A 15,788-nucleotide genomic window follows, 5' to 3' on the forward strand; every position below is an offset into this window, starting at 1 on the left:
GCAGGATGTCGCGTTCCTCCTCCAGCTCACGGACCCGCCGCCGCAGCTGCGCGTTCTCCTCCTCGACCGAACCGGCCGGCTGCGGCCTCGCCGAAGCCATCGGACCGCCAGCCCGTCGCTGGTTATCGGCCCGAACCCAGCTACGCAACGTCTCCCGATTGACGCCCAGATCGTCGGCGATCTGCGCGATCGTCGCTCCCGGCCGAGACCGGTACAACGCCACCGCGTCGGCCTTGAAGTCGGGCGGGTAGTGCTTATTCACCATCGTGTTCCAGGACTCCTGATCTCCCGGGACCATCAACATCCCAGGTTCAAGTGTCCAAGATCAGGGGGCAACTCCCACCACCGCCAACACCTGGTGGCTGCGCACCCGCATCGCCGGCCTCAACCTCCGCCGGCTGCTCAACCTCGGCCTCACCCGCCAACCCACCGGCTGGGCCATGGCCTGAGACCACCCAACCGCAGCTTCCCGGCAACCCACACCCCGCCATAAACTGCTTCATCGACGGGGAAGGCAAGCTCGCAGTCCAGCCACGCGCTGTGACCTACCGCCGCTCGACGGCCTCTTGAGACACCTTCCCCGCCACCCCTGACCCCGCCCTCCCCAGGAACCGGCATTTGTTCAGCGGTCTCCTAGAACTGCGCCAGCTGACCATCAATAACGTTGACCATTCCAGCCATTCACTGCAACTCGGGCGACGACCACGGCCGACCGCCCTGGACCCGACGAGCTGGTCCGCGCTGCACCGCTGCCTGGCGCAGCGAGAAGAGCTGGGAACAGCCAACCCGCACGTCATCGTCACGAAGGTCACGAAGACCGACGCATCACCTGCATCGCCCGCTTATCTCAGCCACGTCCTCGATCCGGCGGGCGTAGCACCCAAGCACCTGCGCAACACCCGACTGGTCGACCTCGTCAACGACTTGGATCCGAAGCTGGTCGCTGCGGTCTTCGGCATGGACGCCGAGAGCGTGCTGCCCTACCTCGCGGATCGGGTCGACCCGACCCGGCTACCACGGATGCGGTTGCTGATGCGGGTGACCTCGCCGGCGAGGTCGTCGTCGTAGCCGACGAGGACTTCCAGCTCGGCGAGGGCGTCGTCGCCGGTGTCGACCCGGCGCAGCGTGTGCGGCAGGGTGCGGGCGGCGTCCGCGATCACGTACGCGTCGCGGGCGTCGGTCTTCGCCGTGCCCGGGTGCAGGTCCGCGAGCCGGCGCATGACCAGGCCGGGCAGGTAGGCCACCTGGTGCCCACATGCGCGGGCGACGGCAACGGGCAGGGCGCCGATCGAGGCGGGCTGGTTGACCACGGCCAGGATCCGGCCGTGCCGGCCCAGTTTGTCGAACAGTTTCCGCAGGCCAGCCTCGGTGTTGGGCAGCGCCGCGTTGTGCAGCCGCTTACCGTCGCGGTTCAGGCCGACCGCGTGGTGGCCTTCCTTGCCGACGTCCAGCCCCAGGAACACGCCGTACTCGTCGTGCACGTCTTGCCCTTCCCACTGCTACCGTGGCTCGGCCGCTGGTCAGAGCGTCGGACTGCCGGCATCCACGTTACGAGGAGACCTACCCCGCACGCAGGGTGGCCGGGTCCCTATCAGCGGTCCGCCGACGCCACCCGGCCCGGCGACAACACCCCCCGGATCATGTGTACGACAGGGGGCGGTTAGTCATACCGAGCCGGGCGACCGAGCAGTCCCCGGCTGGGGACGATCAAAAAGGTAACGGGGTAAGCGGGGGCGTGATTTCCCAGCAGGGGCCGGTCGAATCAGGGATCTGGCGCAGGTTGGTGTCCCGCCGGGGGCACCCAAAAAGAATCAGCTCGGCCAACTTGCTGGACTTCCCGCTGACATGGCCCATGTCGGCGGGAAGTTGAGGCCATGAAAGCACGCGGGTGCGTTGCGTGGGATCAGTGCTGGTCAGTTCGAGAGTGCCATGTAAACCACTATCGCTGCGGCCAGCCCGCCCGCGCCAGTGAGCACGATCTGCTTGTTGGTCCGCTGGCGGGCTGCGATGTTGATGGCCTCGATCAGCACTGAGGCCGCGTGGTTGGTGGGATACGGCAGCAGTACGGCGCGGACCACCGTCGTGATCGCTCCGCCTTCGGGGGTAGCGAGCCATCGGGCAAGCCGGATGTCGGCGAACGCCAGGTCGTTGATCCACTCATTCGCGATGCTCTGGGCGCCTCGATGGTGCCAGCCGAACGGCTGTCTTCTCACCCAATAGTCCAGGTACGACGCTAAAGGTCCGTAGTCGACAGTACGCATGAACCACTCCTAATGGGATTAGCTTGGACGGCCTGCCCGTCCGGGTTCGCTCCACGGTAGGCTCTATATGTGCTGGCCAACAAGCCTTTTGGCCACGCGCAGGCGAGATTGCAAGATAACGGGCCTTTCACTGGGAGTACCTAAGATGAGCGATTCCACTGGGAGTACCTCGGAGCGGTTGACCACCGCACAACTGCTCGCGGTCGCCACCAACACTGATCCGAGCATCACCGCACGTCGCCTGGAGTTCTGGCGCAATGAAGGGCTTCTGCCGCATCCCGAGCGAACGGGGCAGGAGGGCACTCGACCCGTCTGGACCTACCCATCCGAGACCGCCGACCAGCTTCAAGCCCTTCTGCGACTCCGGGAGGCCACCAGGGATCCTGACGTTCTGCGAGCGGCGTTGTGGTTTGACGGTCATCCGGTGCCGACTGCCCTGGCCCGTGCGGCGATCGTCGGGTACATCCGCGAGATGTGCGCGGCCATGGACCGCGTGCTACAGCGTCAGGCACCTAAGGATGACCTTGGAGACGATGAGGCGCGGTCGGCGGCTCTTAAGCAAGTAGCCCGGGTGCTTGCCCGGAAGCGCGGGAAGTCCCTGCCTCGCCACGAACGCCAGTCACAGCAGGACCGCGACCGCGCTGTAGTCACGATACTGGGCCTCGCGCTCAACGATTCAAGCCTCGGGAACGTGTCTGACGAGCAGGACGCCGTTGCGGTGGAAGAACTGCTCGGCGTGTCGGCTGGCCGCAAACTCGGCATCGGCGATGCAGGACCATGGCTCTCGGGGCCGGCTGTCGACGGACTCGCCGACTTCGCCAAGTATGGCAGCGTCGTCGCGCTGATCGATGCCGTTGGGTCGATCGACGATGCGGCGCTCGAACTTGCCCGCAGCAACGCTCGGCTCCTGCTACACGGGGTTTCCTTCGCCGCACGGCTTGCCGACGCATTCACCGGCCGCCCCAACGTGACCGGCATGACCGCGCTCGCGGAGATCGGGCAGTCGCCCGAGGCTGGCATCTGGTTCACCGCGCTTCTGGCATCGCTCGGGCGGTCGCCCGCACATGCCGACAGCGTCGCGCAGATTGCCCAAGCCTTAGCAGAGTTCCAGGCCATCGAGGATCAGATCAGGACCATCGCGGCGATGCCAGAGCAAACGCGTGCCGCAGTGCTAAAAGGTCTGCCCGACATGCCCTTCGTTCAACAGGCTGGAGTTAGGCGCGCGATCGCGCAGTTCCAACCGCCCGAGTGAACCCTCGTGGTTGGCCCAATTGAATCCTGCCACGGTGGAGCATATGTAGCAGCATCCAAACCGCGTTCAGCTCACGGCCCGACTGTGACAGTCGGGCCAGTCGGAACCCGGCGGTCATAGGATCGGCGGGCGCTGGTTCGAATCTCCGGCGGCCGTGACCAACGGCGATACCGACATGGTCATCGACGGCTGTTGCTGGAGCTGTCGGGCGGGCAGTAGCAAGCGGTTCGTCCGCATCGAGGGTGTCGAACGCGCTCGAACCCGGTGGATCGAAGTGGCGTCCTAATGGGATATCCGGGAGAGCGCTCGAGCCGCTACGATAGATGCCGCGCGCGTCAAGATCCGGTCTTCGGCGATCGAGACGCGTCACGCTGTGTGGATCAGCCAGCCCGGCGTAAGGGAAGAATCGTCAGCCCTGCTGCGGTCCCGGAGGGTTCGGACCGTCCGACCGCGACCTGTGGCGATAACGGTGAAGGTCGACAGTTAGGTAGTCGAGTGAGCGGAAAGCCTGTTGCGTCCGGCGCAACGCCCTTCGAGGCGCCCCCGGAAACGCAGGTCCGACAGGTACGGGATGCGTTGCTGCGAGAATTCGGCGAACTGATAGACATATCGGATCTCGCCAACAAACCACCCAACGAGCGTGAGCAGTCACTTCTGTCGCGCGCCCTGGCCGCCCTGGCGGTGCGCGACCTGACCGGCTGCGAATCGGCAGCCGCCGCCGAGGCAGTCATCGACGGCCGGGACGACATCGGCATCGACGCGGTGGCCACCGACGAGAGCGCGTCGCATCTCTGGCTGGTCCAATCGAAGTGGAGCGACAAGGGTAGAGCACGGTTCGAGCTCGCCGACGCACTCAAGTTCATTGAGGGTCTTCGATACGTCGACGCTCGCAAGTTCGACCGCTTCAACATCCGCTTTCAGAACCTCGCGGACCAGGTCGCCGCCGTTCTCAGCAACCCGGGGTCGAAGATCACCCTGGTGACCGCCGTGATGCGGACCGACCCGCTCGCGCGCGACGTCGTGCAACGGCTCTCAGATGCCCAGGACGAGTTCAATCAACTTGGGAACATTCTCGACCAACGCAGCTATCTGGCCCGCGACATCTGGGAGGTGGTGCGCAACGACTTTACGGAACCGCCCATCGCGCTGACCGTCAGGATGCAGGACTACGTCAAGATCACCGAACCGTACGAGGCGTTCCAGGGTCTCGTCTCGGTAGCCGACATCGCGGCCTGGTATGACGACCACGAGGACCGCCTGTTCGACCGCAACATCCGCAAGCCGCTCGGCATCACGCAGGTCAACCAGGGCCTGATCGACACGCTGGCCGACGAACCGCACAACTTCTGGTTTTTCAACAACGGGATCACCCTCCTCTGCGACACCCTCGCCCCCGACTACTTCAGTCGGGCGACGCGGTCACCAGTCGCGCTCAAGCTGGACGGAGCCAGCGTGGTGAACGGCGCGCAGACCGTCCACGCGATACACCGGGCCTCCCGGAAGGACGCCGCAGCAATCGGCGACGGATACGTGACCGTCCGGGTCATCTCGCTCACGAACTGCCCGGCGGGCTTCGCGGACGCGGTGACCACGGCCACAAACACCCAGAACCGGGTCGAACGGCGCGACTTCGTCGCTCTCGATCCCGTTCAGAGGGCCATCAGAGAGGACTTTCTCCTCTCGCTCCAGAAGACGTACACGGTCAAGCGCGGAGAACCAGAGCCCTCACCGGAGAGCGGCTGCTCGGTGGAGGTCGCAGCCACCGCCCTGGCCTGCGCGTACCGCAACTCGGATTTCGCCGTTCGGTCCAAGCGCGGCATCGACCTGCTCTGGGAGCAGGGCACTCAGGGCGCCTACCAGCTGTTGTTCAACGCACAGGACCGGCCCTCTGCCCACCAGGTCTGGCGCAGCGTCCTCGTGCTGCGGGAGATCGATGCCACGCTCCACCGCACTGCGAAGAGCCGCCAGGCGCGAGCCGAGGCGATCGTGGAGCGGGGAGACCGGCTCATCGCGCACATCGTCTTCCAAGCTCTGGACCTCGACGGTATCGACGAACCCGACACCGACTGGGACGCGGTCCTCACCCAGGTGCCGAACGCTGTCGAACGTGCCACCGCCTGGCTCGTTCATCACGTTGATGCCGAGTTCGGTCAGAGTTCCCTCGTGTCCAGCACACTCGCTGACCCCGACCGCTGTCGTACCCTCGCAGGTCTGGTCCTGGCGGACCTGAAGCGCGGCGTCCCGGTCCCCGACCTGCCGCTGGAATACCGGATCGTGAAGATCCCGAAGCAACAGCGCCGACCCAATGCCGTGCCCACCCTGATTGATGCCAGAGTACTGGCGGACGGCACACCGCTGACCTACCGGGCCGCCGGCCGGCCCGAACGGGAAGCGATGGCCGCATGGCTCGCGGAAGACCCGAGTCGGGGCAGCGCGACGTGGGTCAACCAACGGGTACGCCCGGTCTTGTGGGCGGCCGACGGAAAGCGCTACTCCCCTTCCGGCCTGGTGCAGGAGATGTGGCGGTTGGCAGGGTGGAGCAAGGCGCCCGTCGCAGCCCAAGGTCCGTCCCGGTGGTACGTCTCCGGTGGGAAGTCGCTGTGGGCGCTGGCGCGAGAGACCCTGGCTTCCCTCAGCGACGACCCTGACGAGGACGCATAAGACGATCCACCACGAGTCCTGGACCCAGTCAAAATCGCTCGCACATGCTGTGAACTGGAGTTTCTCGACCGGGCTGACCATCGTCGGTATGGTTGTGCGGCGCGCAACGGCTTGCGCTAAGCGTCCAGCATTTGTCGTCGAGTGATCCCTCGTAAGGAGCCTTGTGAGCGCCCTTGGTAGTTTCATCTGGTCGATCGCCGACCAGCTTCGGGGCCCCTACCGCCCCAACCAGTACGGCAACGTGATCCTCCCGCTCACAATCCTGCGACGCCTCGACTGCATCCTTGAGCCCGACCGGGAGACGGTGCGCGCGCTGGCGGCGAAGTACGACAACCCTAACCGGCTCAAGATCGAGGTCAAGAAGGCGACCGATAGGCCGTTCTACAACACCTCGAACTACGCCTTCGCCAACCTGCTGGCTGACGCCGATGGGCTGGCGGACAACCTGGCCGACTATATCGACCGGTTCTCGCCCGATGTCGACGTGTTCCAGTACTTCGACTTCAAGAAGGAAATCCTCGCCCTGGAGAAGGCGGAGCTGCTGCGCGAGGTCATCACGTCCTTCAAGGCCGTCGACCTGCATCCGGGTGTCGTGTCCAACGCCGACATGGGCGATGCGTTCGAGTACATCATCCGCAAGTTCAACGAGGCCGCGAACGAGACCTCCGGCGACCACTACACCCCGCGGGACGCTATCCGGCTGCTGGTCGACCTTCTCTTCGCCGAGAAGGACGCCGACCTGACCGAGGCCGGCATCGTCCGCACGCTGTACGACCCCACCGCGGGCACCGGCGGCATGCTTGCCTTGGCCGAGGAGCACCTGCTTGCGCAGAACCCCGACGCGAAGTTGAGCCTGTACGGCCAGGAGTACAACCCGCAGTCGTATGCGATCTGCAAGTCCGACCTGCTGGCCAAGGGCCACGACACGACCAACATCGCCTTCGGCAACACGCTCACCGAGGACGCGTTTAAGGGCCGCCAGTTCGACTTCTGCATGTCCAACCCGCCCTACGGCGTCGACTGGAAGCAGTACGCCAAGGCGGTCAAGAAAGAGCGCGACGAAGCTGGCCCCTACGGCCGGTTCGCCCCCGGCCTCCCGGCGACCTCGGACGGGCAGATGCTCTTCCTGCTCCACCTGGCCCACAAGATGCGGGCGCCGGAGGACGGAGGCGGCCGGGTCGGTATCGTGATGAACGGCTCGCCGCTCTTCAACGGCGCCGCCGATTCTGGCCCCTCCAACATCCGCAAGTGGCTGCTGGAGAACGACCTGGTCGATGCCATCGTCGCGCTGCCGACGAACATGTTCTTCAACACCGGTATCGCCACCTACATCTGGATCCTCGACAACACCAAGTGTCCCGACCGCAAGGGCCTGGTCCAGCTCATCGACGGTTCGTCGTTCTGGACCAAGATGCGCAAGAACCTCGGAGCCAAAAACCGTGAACTCAGCGAGGAGGACCGCGCCAAGGTCGTCCAGTTGTACGCCGACTTCACCGATGCCGACCCGGGCTACGCCAAGGTACTGCGCAACGACGAGTTCGGCTACTGGACCATCACCGTCGAGCGCCCGCTCCTCGACGAGTCCGGCAGCCCTGTCGTCGACCGCAACGGCAAGTCCAAGGCGGACGCGAAGAAGCGCGACACCGAGAACGTCCCTTTCACCTACGGCGGCTCAACCGCCGGTGCGGCCGGCAAGGTCGAGGTCATCCAGGCGTACTTCGACGCCGAGGTGAAGCCGCACGTCCCCGACGCCTGGATTGACTGGACAAAGGTCAAAACCGGCTACGAGATTCCCTTCACCCGCCACTTCTATGAGTACGTCCCACCCCGCCCCCTCGCAGAGATCGACGCCGACCTGGAGAAGCAGGTCGCCAAGATCCTTGACTTGCTGCGAGAGGTGGAGCAGTGACGGGACCGCTCTGGGGCGCCTTGCCGGACGGGTGGCTGGCTGGCCAGGTCAAGAACGCTGCGACCGTCACGCTCGGCAAGATGCTGCAGAGCAAGGACTCCGGCAGCGACGTGCGTGCCCCGTACATGCGTGCTGCGAACGTGCAGCCCGACGGCGTTCTGGCTCTCGACGACGTGAACGAGATGTGGTTCGGCGACGCCGAGCTGGAGCAGTTGAGCATCCGAGCGGGCGACGTTGTCGTCGTCGAAGGCGGCCAAGGCGGGTTCGGTCGTGCCGCGTATGTCGACGAGGATCTCCCAGGCTGGGGATTCCAGAACTCGATCAGCCGGCTTCGACCGTTTGGCGACTTCGACGGCCGGTTCATCGCGTTCTATTTGATCGCGCTGCGCGCTAGCGGCTTCATTCGCGCCTACTCCAACGTTGTCTCGATGCCGCACCTCACCGCGGAGAAGCTCGCGAGGATTCCGATGCCGCTGCCGCCGCTGGAGGAGCAGCGCGCCATCGCCGATTACCTCGCCCGCGAGATCGCCCGCATCGACGCGCTCATCGACGAGCAGCAGCGCCTGATCGAGATGCTTCGCGAGCGGCGCCTGGCGGCGGTTGAGGAGGCGGTGTCCGTCGTCGCTACCGGCGGGGCGCGACTGAAGCACGTCATTAGATCGGTTCGGCAGGGGTGGAGCCCGCAGTGCTACGCGTGGCCAGCCGACGGTGTCGAGACTTGGGCCGTTCTCAGGGCTGGAGCGGCAAACGGCGGCCGTTTCCGTCCGATGGAGAACAAGGAGCTGCCGGAGGACGAGATCCCGCGCCCGGACATCGTTGTAATTCCAGGTGACCTTATCGTGTCGCGCGCCAACACCCGTGAACTGGTCGGCAGCGCGGCAGTGGTTGAAGGCGACTTTCCGCGGCTTATGCTCTGTGACAAGCTCTACGCCTTCTCACTGGATGAGAGTCGAGCCGATTCGCGGTTCGTAGCCTCAGTGCTCGGAAGCCGCAGGTGGCGCGATCTTATCGAGTTGGCTGCGACCGGCGTGAGCCACTCGATGCTCAACATCAGCCAGTCCGACATCGTGAACCTCCCGATGCCGCTGCCCCCCGTGGATGATCAGCGTCGCATCGTCGTGCGCTTGAACAGTGAGATCGCCAAAATCGATCATCTCATCGCGGAGACGGAGCGGTTTATTGAGCTCGTCCGTGAGCGGCGGGCTGCGTTGATCACAGCGGCGGTGACGGGGCAGATCGACGCACGGGAGATGGCATGATGGCCGATCACAACGAGGCCGTCTTTGAGTCCGAGATCTGCGCGTACCTGGAGTCCCACGGGTGGCGCTGCTCGGCGAACGACACCGGCTACGACCGGGAACGGGCGTTGTTCCCCGAGGATCTGTTCGCTTGGCTGAAGGAGACCCAGAAGCCGGCGTACGAGAAGTCGTTGAAGGCCGCAGGGTCGCAGGCGAAGTTCCTTGACGTGCTGACCACGGCGCTTGACAAGCCTCTCGAACATGGCGGCGGGACGCTAAACATCCTGCGCAACGGGGTGCAGTACATCAGCGGTGGCCGGCTGAAGATGGCGCAGTTCCGACCCGAGACCAGCCTGAACGCGACCACCAACGAGCAGTACGCGGCGATGCGGGTGCGGGTGATGCGGCAGGTGCATTTTTCAACCGCTGACCAGCGCAGCATCGATCTGGTCTTCTTCGTCAACGGGCTCCCGGTCGGCACCGTCGAGTTGAAGACCGACTTCACGCAGTCCCTCGATGAGGCGATCAACCAGTACCGCAAAGGCCGGCATCCGCTGACCAAGGGACGGCCGGAGCCGCTGTTATCGTTCGGGCATCGAGCGCTGGTGCACTTCGCGGTCTCCAACGACCTGGCCGCGATGACCACCCGGCTCGAGGGCGAGACGACGCACTTCCTGCCGTTCAACATGGGGCACGAGAGTGGCGCAGGGAATCCGCCGGGTGAGGGCGGGCGGTCGGCGACGGCGTACCTGTGGGAGCGGGTCTGGGAGAAGGACGCCTGGCTCAACATCATCGGCCGGCTGATGATCGTGGAGACCAAGGAGGAGTGGGATGTCGCGACCGGCACCTCGGTTCGGCGTACGAGCATGCTTTTCCCGCGTTTCCACCAGTGGGAGGCCGTGACGAACGTCGTAGCCGCGGTGCGCGAGGAGGGGGTGGGGCATCGCTACTTGATCGAGCACTCGGCAGGGTCGGGGAAGACGAACACCATCGCCTGGACCTCGCACCGGCTGGCGCGGCTGCACGTGAACGACAAGAAGGTCTTCGACTCGGTGATCGTGGTTGTGGACCGCACCGTGCTCGACGGGCAGCTCCAGGATGCGATCCGGCAGATCGACGGATCGGGGAAGATCGTGGCCACGATTAGCCCGGAGGACGTCCGCAAGGCGGGGGCGAAGTCGAAGTCCGGGCTGCTGGCGACCACGTTGAAGAACGGGGAGCTGATCATCGCGGTGACGGTGCAGACCTTCCCGTTCGCCCTCGACGAAATTCGGGCCGACGAAGGTCTGAAGGGGCGGCGGTTCGCGGTGATCGCCGACGAGGCGCACTCGTCGCAGTCCGGGCAGATCTCCTCCAAGCTCAAGGCTGTGCTGACCGCGGAGGAGGTCAAGGAGATCGAGGAGGGCGGTGAGGTCGACGTCGAGGCGATCCTGGCCTCGGAGATGACCGAGCGGGCCGAGTCGGAGAACATCTCCTACTTCGCGTTCACGGCGACGCCGAAGAATAAGACCTTGGAGCTGTTCGGTCGCAAGGGTCCTGACGGGAAGCCGGTCGAGTTCCACCTCTACTCGATGCGGCAGGCGATCGAGGAGGGCTACATCCTCGACGTGCTCAGGGGCTACCAGTCCTACGACACCGCGCTGAAGATCGCCGGTAAGGCTGAGAGCGGCGACGGTGGCGAGGTGGAGGAGGTCGCGGCGCGTAAGGGGCTGATGCGGTGGGTGAAGCTGCACCCGACCAACATCAGCCAAAAGGTGCAGATCATCGTCGAGCACTTCCATGCCAACGTCGCCCACCTGCTGGAGGGCAAGGCGAAGGCGATGGTCGTGACCGACTCGCGCAAGGCCGCGGTGAAGTACAAGAAGGCGATCGACGCCTACATCGCCAAGCGGGCCGCCAAGGACGCCTCGTACAACTACCGCACCCTGGTCGCCTTCTCCGGCTCGGTGACGATGACCGAGGACGAGGAGTGGGCTTCGGACTGGGGGCCGCAGCCGAGCAAGGACGACGAGTTCACCGAGGCCAACCTGAACCCCGGCTCCGGCTCGGACCTGGCCGCCGCCTTCAAGGGCGTGACGTACAAGATCATGCTGGTCGCCAACAAGTTCCAGACAGGGTTCGACCAGCCGCTGCTCTCGGCGATGTACGTCGACAAGAAGCTCTCCGGGGTCACTGCCGTGCAGACGCTGTCCCGGCTCAACCGCACCCATCGCACTGCGGGCGGGGAGCAGAAGCGCAAGACGTTTGTCATTGACTTCGTGAACAAGCCTGAGGACATCCGGGCTGCGTTTGAGCCGTACTTCACCAATGCCACCCTGGAGACCGAGACCGACCCGTACGTCGTCGTCCACCTCGCCACCAAGCTCGCCCAGGCCGGGATCTATACGCCAGAGCAGGTGCGCGAGGTCGCCGAACTGTGGGTCACCCGGAAGGGCAACAACGCGCTCTCGGCTGCGATCAGCCCGGCCAAGAACGACTTCGCCCGCCGATACGCGGCGGCGATCGAGGCCGACGACAAGCTCACCCTCAACACCCTCGACCTGTTCCGCAAGGACGTCTCCACCTACGTCCGGCTCTACGACTTCATGAGCCAGATCGTCGACTACGGCGACCCGCACATGGAGATGCTGTCGATCTTCCTGCGGCTCCTGGAAAAGGTCATCGCCGACACATCATGGGCCGCGGAGGTCGACCTTTCCGACGTGGTCCTGGTCGGGGTCAAGCACACCAAGGGGACCCCAGTCGACATCTCGCTGACCGGTGACGGCGAGCTCAAGGGCATCGGCGCCGCGGGCACCGGCACCCGGAAGGAGCCGAGGTACGTCGCACTACAGATCGTCATCGACAAGATGAACGACCTCTTCGGCGCCGAGTCGTTCGCCGAGTCTCAGCTTCGTGAGTTCGTGCAGGGACTGGTACAGCGGCTGCTCGCCTATCCGGACCTGGTCAACCAGGCCAAAGTGAACTCGAAGAAGCAGTTCATGGAATCGCAGGACTTCCAAGCGGCGGTCACCGAGGCGGTCGTCGACAACCAGGAGGCCCACAACACCATGGCCGACTACTTCTTCAGCGACGGCCCTGGCATCAGCGCCGTCATCATGGCGCTCGCGGACGCCTTCTATGAGGCAGCGATCGATCAGCGGACGGACGCATGAGCAGGCCGGCCGCAGCCGCGCGGCTGGCCGGCACGGCCTGGGTATCGTGAATCGATGCCCGAACCTATGCGCGTGGTGCTCGCCGCCAGCGGGGCCGAGCAGTTCAACATGCTGCGTGACACCTGCCTGGCGGCGGGCCATGAACCGGTTGCGTACGTAGTGTCGCGGTCGATGCGTCCCCGTTCACCTGTTGATGCGTGGATGGCCGGGTCGCTTTCGAAGATCGTGGCCCAACTGCCGGACGGGATTGACCTTCTGGTGCCAGCGAGCGGTGCTGGACTGGCCCGTCAACTCGTCGGTTACCGGCCGGATCTGGTGGTTGTGCACGGCTTCAACTGGCGGCTGCCTGTGCAGGTGTTGGAGATGGCGACGCACGGGGCGATCAACATCCATCCGTCGTTGTTGCCAAAGTATCGTGGACCCGCGCCGGTGTTGGCGGCGATCCGTGCGGGCGACCAGAGCATCGGGCTGACGGTGCATCGGATGGACGAGGGGTTCGACACTGGACCGATCCTCGTACAACGCGGCGGGATCGTCCTCGATGAGTGGGTCACCCCGGAGCTGCTGTGGTCGCGGATGGGGCATGTGCTGGCGGAGGCGCTCGCTGAATCCCTGAAGATGGTCGCCGGCGGGGCGCTCGGCAGGCCGCAGGGCGACGCTGGAGCGAGTTACGCCGGGTTCATCGAGCCGGAGTTCTCCGTCATCGATTGGGGCCGTACCGCCGCGCAGGTTCACGACCAGGTGCGGATGTTCGCGTATCTGGGGCGGGCGCCGGTCGGGGTGGTTGACGGTGTGAGGCTGCGCGTGGTTCGCACTTCGCTGGCTGAGGCCGACGGGCTGCGCGTGGAGTGCGCCGACGCTCCGATCTGGATTGTCGAGTCCGCCCCGGAGGCGGATCAGCCGTTCGGGGCTTGACCCTGCAGCCGGTCGCGCAGAGCCGTCGCGGCAGGGTCGTGGAAGTGTTCCAACAGCGCCAGGGCCTCTGCGCAGCGGGCCAGTGCACTGTCGGTGTCGCCGAGTCGTCGGCTGGCATCGGCCCAGGACGCGAGGGTGCACGCGTGGTGCCATCGGCTGCGCATGTCGCGCTGGGTGGCTGCGGCGACGGTGTAGAAGTCGACCGCCTCTTCGAATCGGCCGAGGTCCTGGTACACATTGCCGGCGCCGGCAATGGCGATGGCTTCACGGATCCGGTCGCCGACGCGTCGCTGGAGTGTGGCGGAGCGTTGGTAGGACTCCAGTGCCTGGCCGGGTTCGCCGGCGGCGCGTTGGATATGGCCGAGTTCGACGAGCCAGTGCCCGAGCCACATTTGGTTGTCAGCATTCTCGGCGATGGTGATTGCGGCGCCGATATGGTCGTAGGCGCTGGGTAGATCACCGGTCTCCCGTCGTAGCCGGCCAAGGAGATACAAGGCATTGCCCTCGCCGAAACGGTCGCCGGACCGCCGCAGCGTCCTCAGCGCGTCCTCCAGCGGCAGGGCGGCCTCAGTGTGCCGATGCAGTTCCAGAAGCGCTTGGGCTCGGTTCGCGTCGAGGTTCCCGATCCAGTACCCGTCGTCGAGGTCGGCGGCGATGTGTCGTCCCTCAGCGAAGGCCGCCACAGCGTCGTCGAGGCGGCGGCTACCCAACGCGACCAGCCCGAGCGCGTTGTGGGACATCGCCTCGCCGCGACGGTCACCGAGGCGTTGCCTGATCTCCAGTGCAGACCGGTGGCTCGTCGCGGCGTCGTCGAGGCGGCCTGATTGTAGGTACGCGGCGCCGAGATTCGCGTGCGTCCACGCCTGGCCGGTAAGGTCACCGGCCGCGATGGCGCTGGTGAGGCCGATGTGGCCGGTGGCCAGCCAGTCGTCGAAGGCGTTCTGCAGCGCGCAGAGGCGGCCGAGGACCACGGCGAGTCGCCATGCGAGTGGGTGCAGATCCGCGTCGGCGGCGGCGCGGGTCGCAGCAGCGAGGTTGTCGCTTTCGGTGGTGTACCGCTGCTGCGCGGCGTCGGACGTCGCCAACTTCGGCAGCAGCGGGTCGGCGTCCGCTGGGATGGAGTGGATCAACGTGCTGGTGTCGAACCCGGTGAGGTGGTGCAGTACGGTGGCCGCGGCGTGGAGGTACCAGCTGATGATTCGTCGCAGCGCGGCCGTGCGCTCTGTCTGGTCGTCGAGGTCGCGTGCCTGGTCGTGGGCGTAGGCACGCAGCAGGTCGTGGAACTCGTATCGGCCTGGTGCCCGCTGGTCGAGCAGGTGCGCGCCGACGAGGATGTCCAGGTATCGGCGGGTGGTGCGCAGGTCGTGTCCGCCGAGCGCGGCTGCGGCCTCGGCGCTGAACTGGTTGCCCGGATGCAGGCCCAGTAGCCGGAACAGGCGGGCGGCGGGTTCGGGCAATGCCCGGTAGGACCAGGCGAAGACGGTGCGTACGGCGTCGCTGTCGTCATCGTCGCCGGGGGTGAGTGCCTCCCACAGCGCTGACTCGTCGCGGAGGTCGGCGATCAACTCGTCGAGACGCATCATCGGCCGGCTGGCCGCGCGTTCGGCGGCGACGCGTAGCGCGAGGGGCAGTCGTGCGCACAGCCGGGCCAGTTCGACGAGTTCGTGGCGCCGGTCGTCGGTACGGTAGCGGCTGGTCATGATGCCCAGTAAAGCAACGGCGTCGTCCTCGTGCAGCACGTTGAGTCTGACGCGGACCGCGCCGTCGCGGGCGACGAGCGCGGACATGCGGTCCCGGCTCGTCACGACGGTAAGACAGGTGTTCGTACCGGGCAGCAACGGGCGCACCTGGGCAGCGGTCGCGGCGTTGTCGAGGACGATCAGGACACGCCGGCCGGCGAGCACCGACCGATACAGCGACGCCCGGTCGTCGACCTCAGCAGGGATCGCCGCTGAGGGGACGCCCAGGTCGCGCAGGAACCGGGTGAGGACCTGACCGCCTGTGGCGGGTGCTCCCGGGTCGTAGCCACGCAGGTTGACGTACAACTGGCCGTCGGGGAACCGGTGCCGGATGGCGTGCGACCACCGCAGCGCCAGAGACGTTTTGCCGACGCCGGCGGTACCTGTGATGACCGCGACGGTCGTCGCGTGGGATTCGGGTCGCTCAGCGATGAGGGCCCCGTCGAGCGCGGCGAGTTCGATGTGTCGATTGACGAACGCGGACACGTCACCGGGCAACTGTGACGGGATGACCGCGAAGGACCCCGGCCCATGGTGGTGGACGTGCACCCCACCGTGGATGTCACGGGCCTGCACGATGTCGCCGGAAGCGCCGCTGGCATCCACTCGGTTGCGATGACCCGGCGGCTCCGCTGAAGGACCTGGAGATATGGCAGGC

The 15,788-nt window shown here is 65.8% G+C and carries 10 protein-coding genes and 1 pseudogene; 7 read left to right on the forward strand and 4 right to left on the reverse strand.

Annotation, left to right across the window (positions count from 1 at the left end; all coding sequences use genetic code 11):
* Positions 1 to 265: transposase (locus tag AB0367_RS26760; protein WP_366229299.1), on the reverse strand; the 265-nt coding region annotated here is incomplete at its 3' end.
* A gap of 353 nt (positions 266 to 618) precedes the next feature.
* On the opposite strand from AB0367_RS26760, the gene AB0367_RS26765 reads away from it, so the two are divergent.
* Positions 619 to 1,068 carry a hypothetical protein gene (locus AB0367_RS26765; RefSeq protein ID WP_366229178.1) on the forward strand — a complete coding sequence of 150 codons (450 nt, stop codon included), beginning with the start codon at positions 619 to 621 and terminating at the stop codon, positions 1,066 to 1,068.
* Here the strand turns inward: AB0367_RS26765 and AB0367_RS26770 are convergent.
* Positions 1,014 to 1,481 (reverse strand): annotated as a pseudogene (locus AB0367_RS26770) (IS110 family transposase); the annotation flags it as partial. The gene AB0367_RS26765 and the pseudogene AB0367_RS26770 overlap by 55 nt on opposite strands.
* Before the next feature lie 432 nt (positions 1,482 to 1,913).
* The gene (locus tag AB0367_RS26775) at positions 1,914 to 2,261 is read right to left on the reverse strand and encodes a hypothetical protein (protein WP_366229179.1); all 348 of its coding nucleotides are present in this window, start codon (positions 2,259 to 2,261) and stop codon (positions 1,914 to 1,916) included.
* 145 nt (positions 2,262 to 2,406) lie between these two features.
* Here AB0367_RS26775 and AB0367_RS26780 point away from each other — a divergent pair, with 145 nt between their 5' ends.
* From AB0367_RS26780 to AB0367_RS26805, 6 genes are all read left to right on the forward strand, one after another.
* Positions 2,407 to 3,513, forward strand: coding sequence for a hypothetical protein (locus tag AB0367_RS26780; RefSeq protein ID WP_366229180.1), 1,107 nt, complete (start codon positions 2,407 to 2,409; stop codon positions 3,511 to 3,513).
* Positions 3,514 to 4,008: 495 nt separating this feature from the next.
* Positions 4,009 to 6,174 carry an AIPR family protein gene (locus AB0367_RS26785; protein ID WP_366229181.1) on the forward strand — a complete coding sequence of 722 codons (2,166 nt, stop codon included), beginning with the start codon at positions 4,009 to 4,011 and terminating at the stop codon, positions 6,172 to 6,174.
* Positions 6,175 to 6,337: 163 nt separating this feature from the next.
* Complete coding sequence (locus AB0367_RS26790) at positions 6,338 to 8,083, forward strand: class I SAM-dependent DNA methyltransferase (RefSeq protein WP_366229182.1); 1,746 nt, start codon at positions 6,338 to 6,340, stop codon at positions 8,081 to 8,083.
* On the forward strand, positions 8,080 to 9,342 hold the full coding sequence (locus AB0367_RS26795; protein WP_366229183.1) for a restriction endonuclease subunit S: 1,263 nt from the start codon (positions 8,080 to 8,082) through the stop codon (positions 9,340 to 9,342). The genes AB0367_RS26790 and AB0367_RS26795 overlap by 4 nt, the downstream gene beginning before the upstream one ends.
* Complete coding sequence (locus tag AB0367_RS26800) at positions 9,339 to 12,476, forward strand: DEAD/DEAH box helicase family protein (protein ID WP_366229184.1); 3,138 nt, start codon at positions 9,339 to 9,341, stop codon at positions 12,474 to 12,476. The genes AB0367_RS26795 and AB0367_RS26800 overlap by 4 nt, the downstream gene beginning before the upstream one ends.
* Positions 12,477 to 12,530: 54 nt before the next feature.
* Positions 12,531 to 13,391, forward strand: coding sequence for a formyltransferase family protein (locus AB0367_RS26805; protein ID WP_366229185.1), 861 nt, complete (start codon positions 12,531 to 12,533; stop codon positions 13,389 to 13,391).
* On the opposite strand, the gene AB0367_RS26810 is transcribed toward AB0367_RS26805, so the two are convergent.
* On the reverse strand, positions 13,373 to 15,736 hold the full coding sequence (locus AB0367_RS26810; protein ID WP_366229186.1) for a tetratricopeptide repeat protein: 2,364 nt from the start codon (positions 15,734 to 15,736) through the stop codon (positions 13,373 to 13,375). The genes AB0367_RS26805 and AB0367_RS26810 overlap by 19 nt on opposite strands.
* Positions 15,737 to 15,788 lie beyond the last annotated feature (52 nt).

Source organism: Dactylosporangium sp. NPDC051484, from assembly GCF_040689395.1.
GTDB lineage: Bacteria > Actinomycetota > Actinomycetes > Mycobacteriales > Micromonosporaceae > Dactylosporangium.

Excerpts from the sequence above, each read along its gene's own strand:
- AB0367_RS26780 (WP_366229180.1), top strand. The coding sequence starts at position 2,407 with ATGAGCGATTCCACTGGGAGTACCTCGGAGCGGTTGACCACCGCACAA.
- AB0367_RS26805 (WP_366229185.1), top strand. The coding sequence starts at position 12,531 with ATGCCCGAACCTATGCGCGTGGTGCTCGCCGCCAGCGGGGCCGAGCAG.
- AB0367_RS26800 (WP_366229184.1), top strand. The coding sequence starts at position 9,339 with ATGATGGCCGATCACAACGAGGCCGTCTTTGAGTCCGAGATCTGCGCG.
- AB0367_RS26775 (WP_366229179.1), bottom strand. The coding sequence starts at position 2,261 with ATGCGTACTGTCGACTACGGACCTTTAGCGTCGTACCTGGACTATTGG.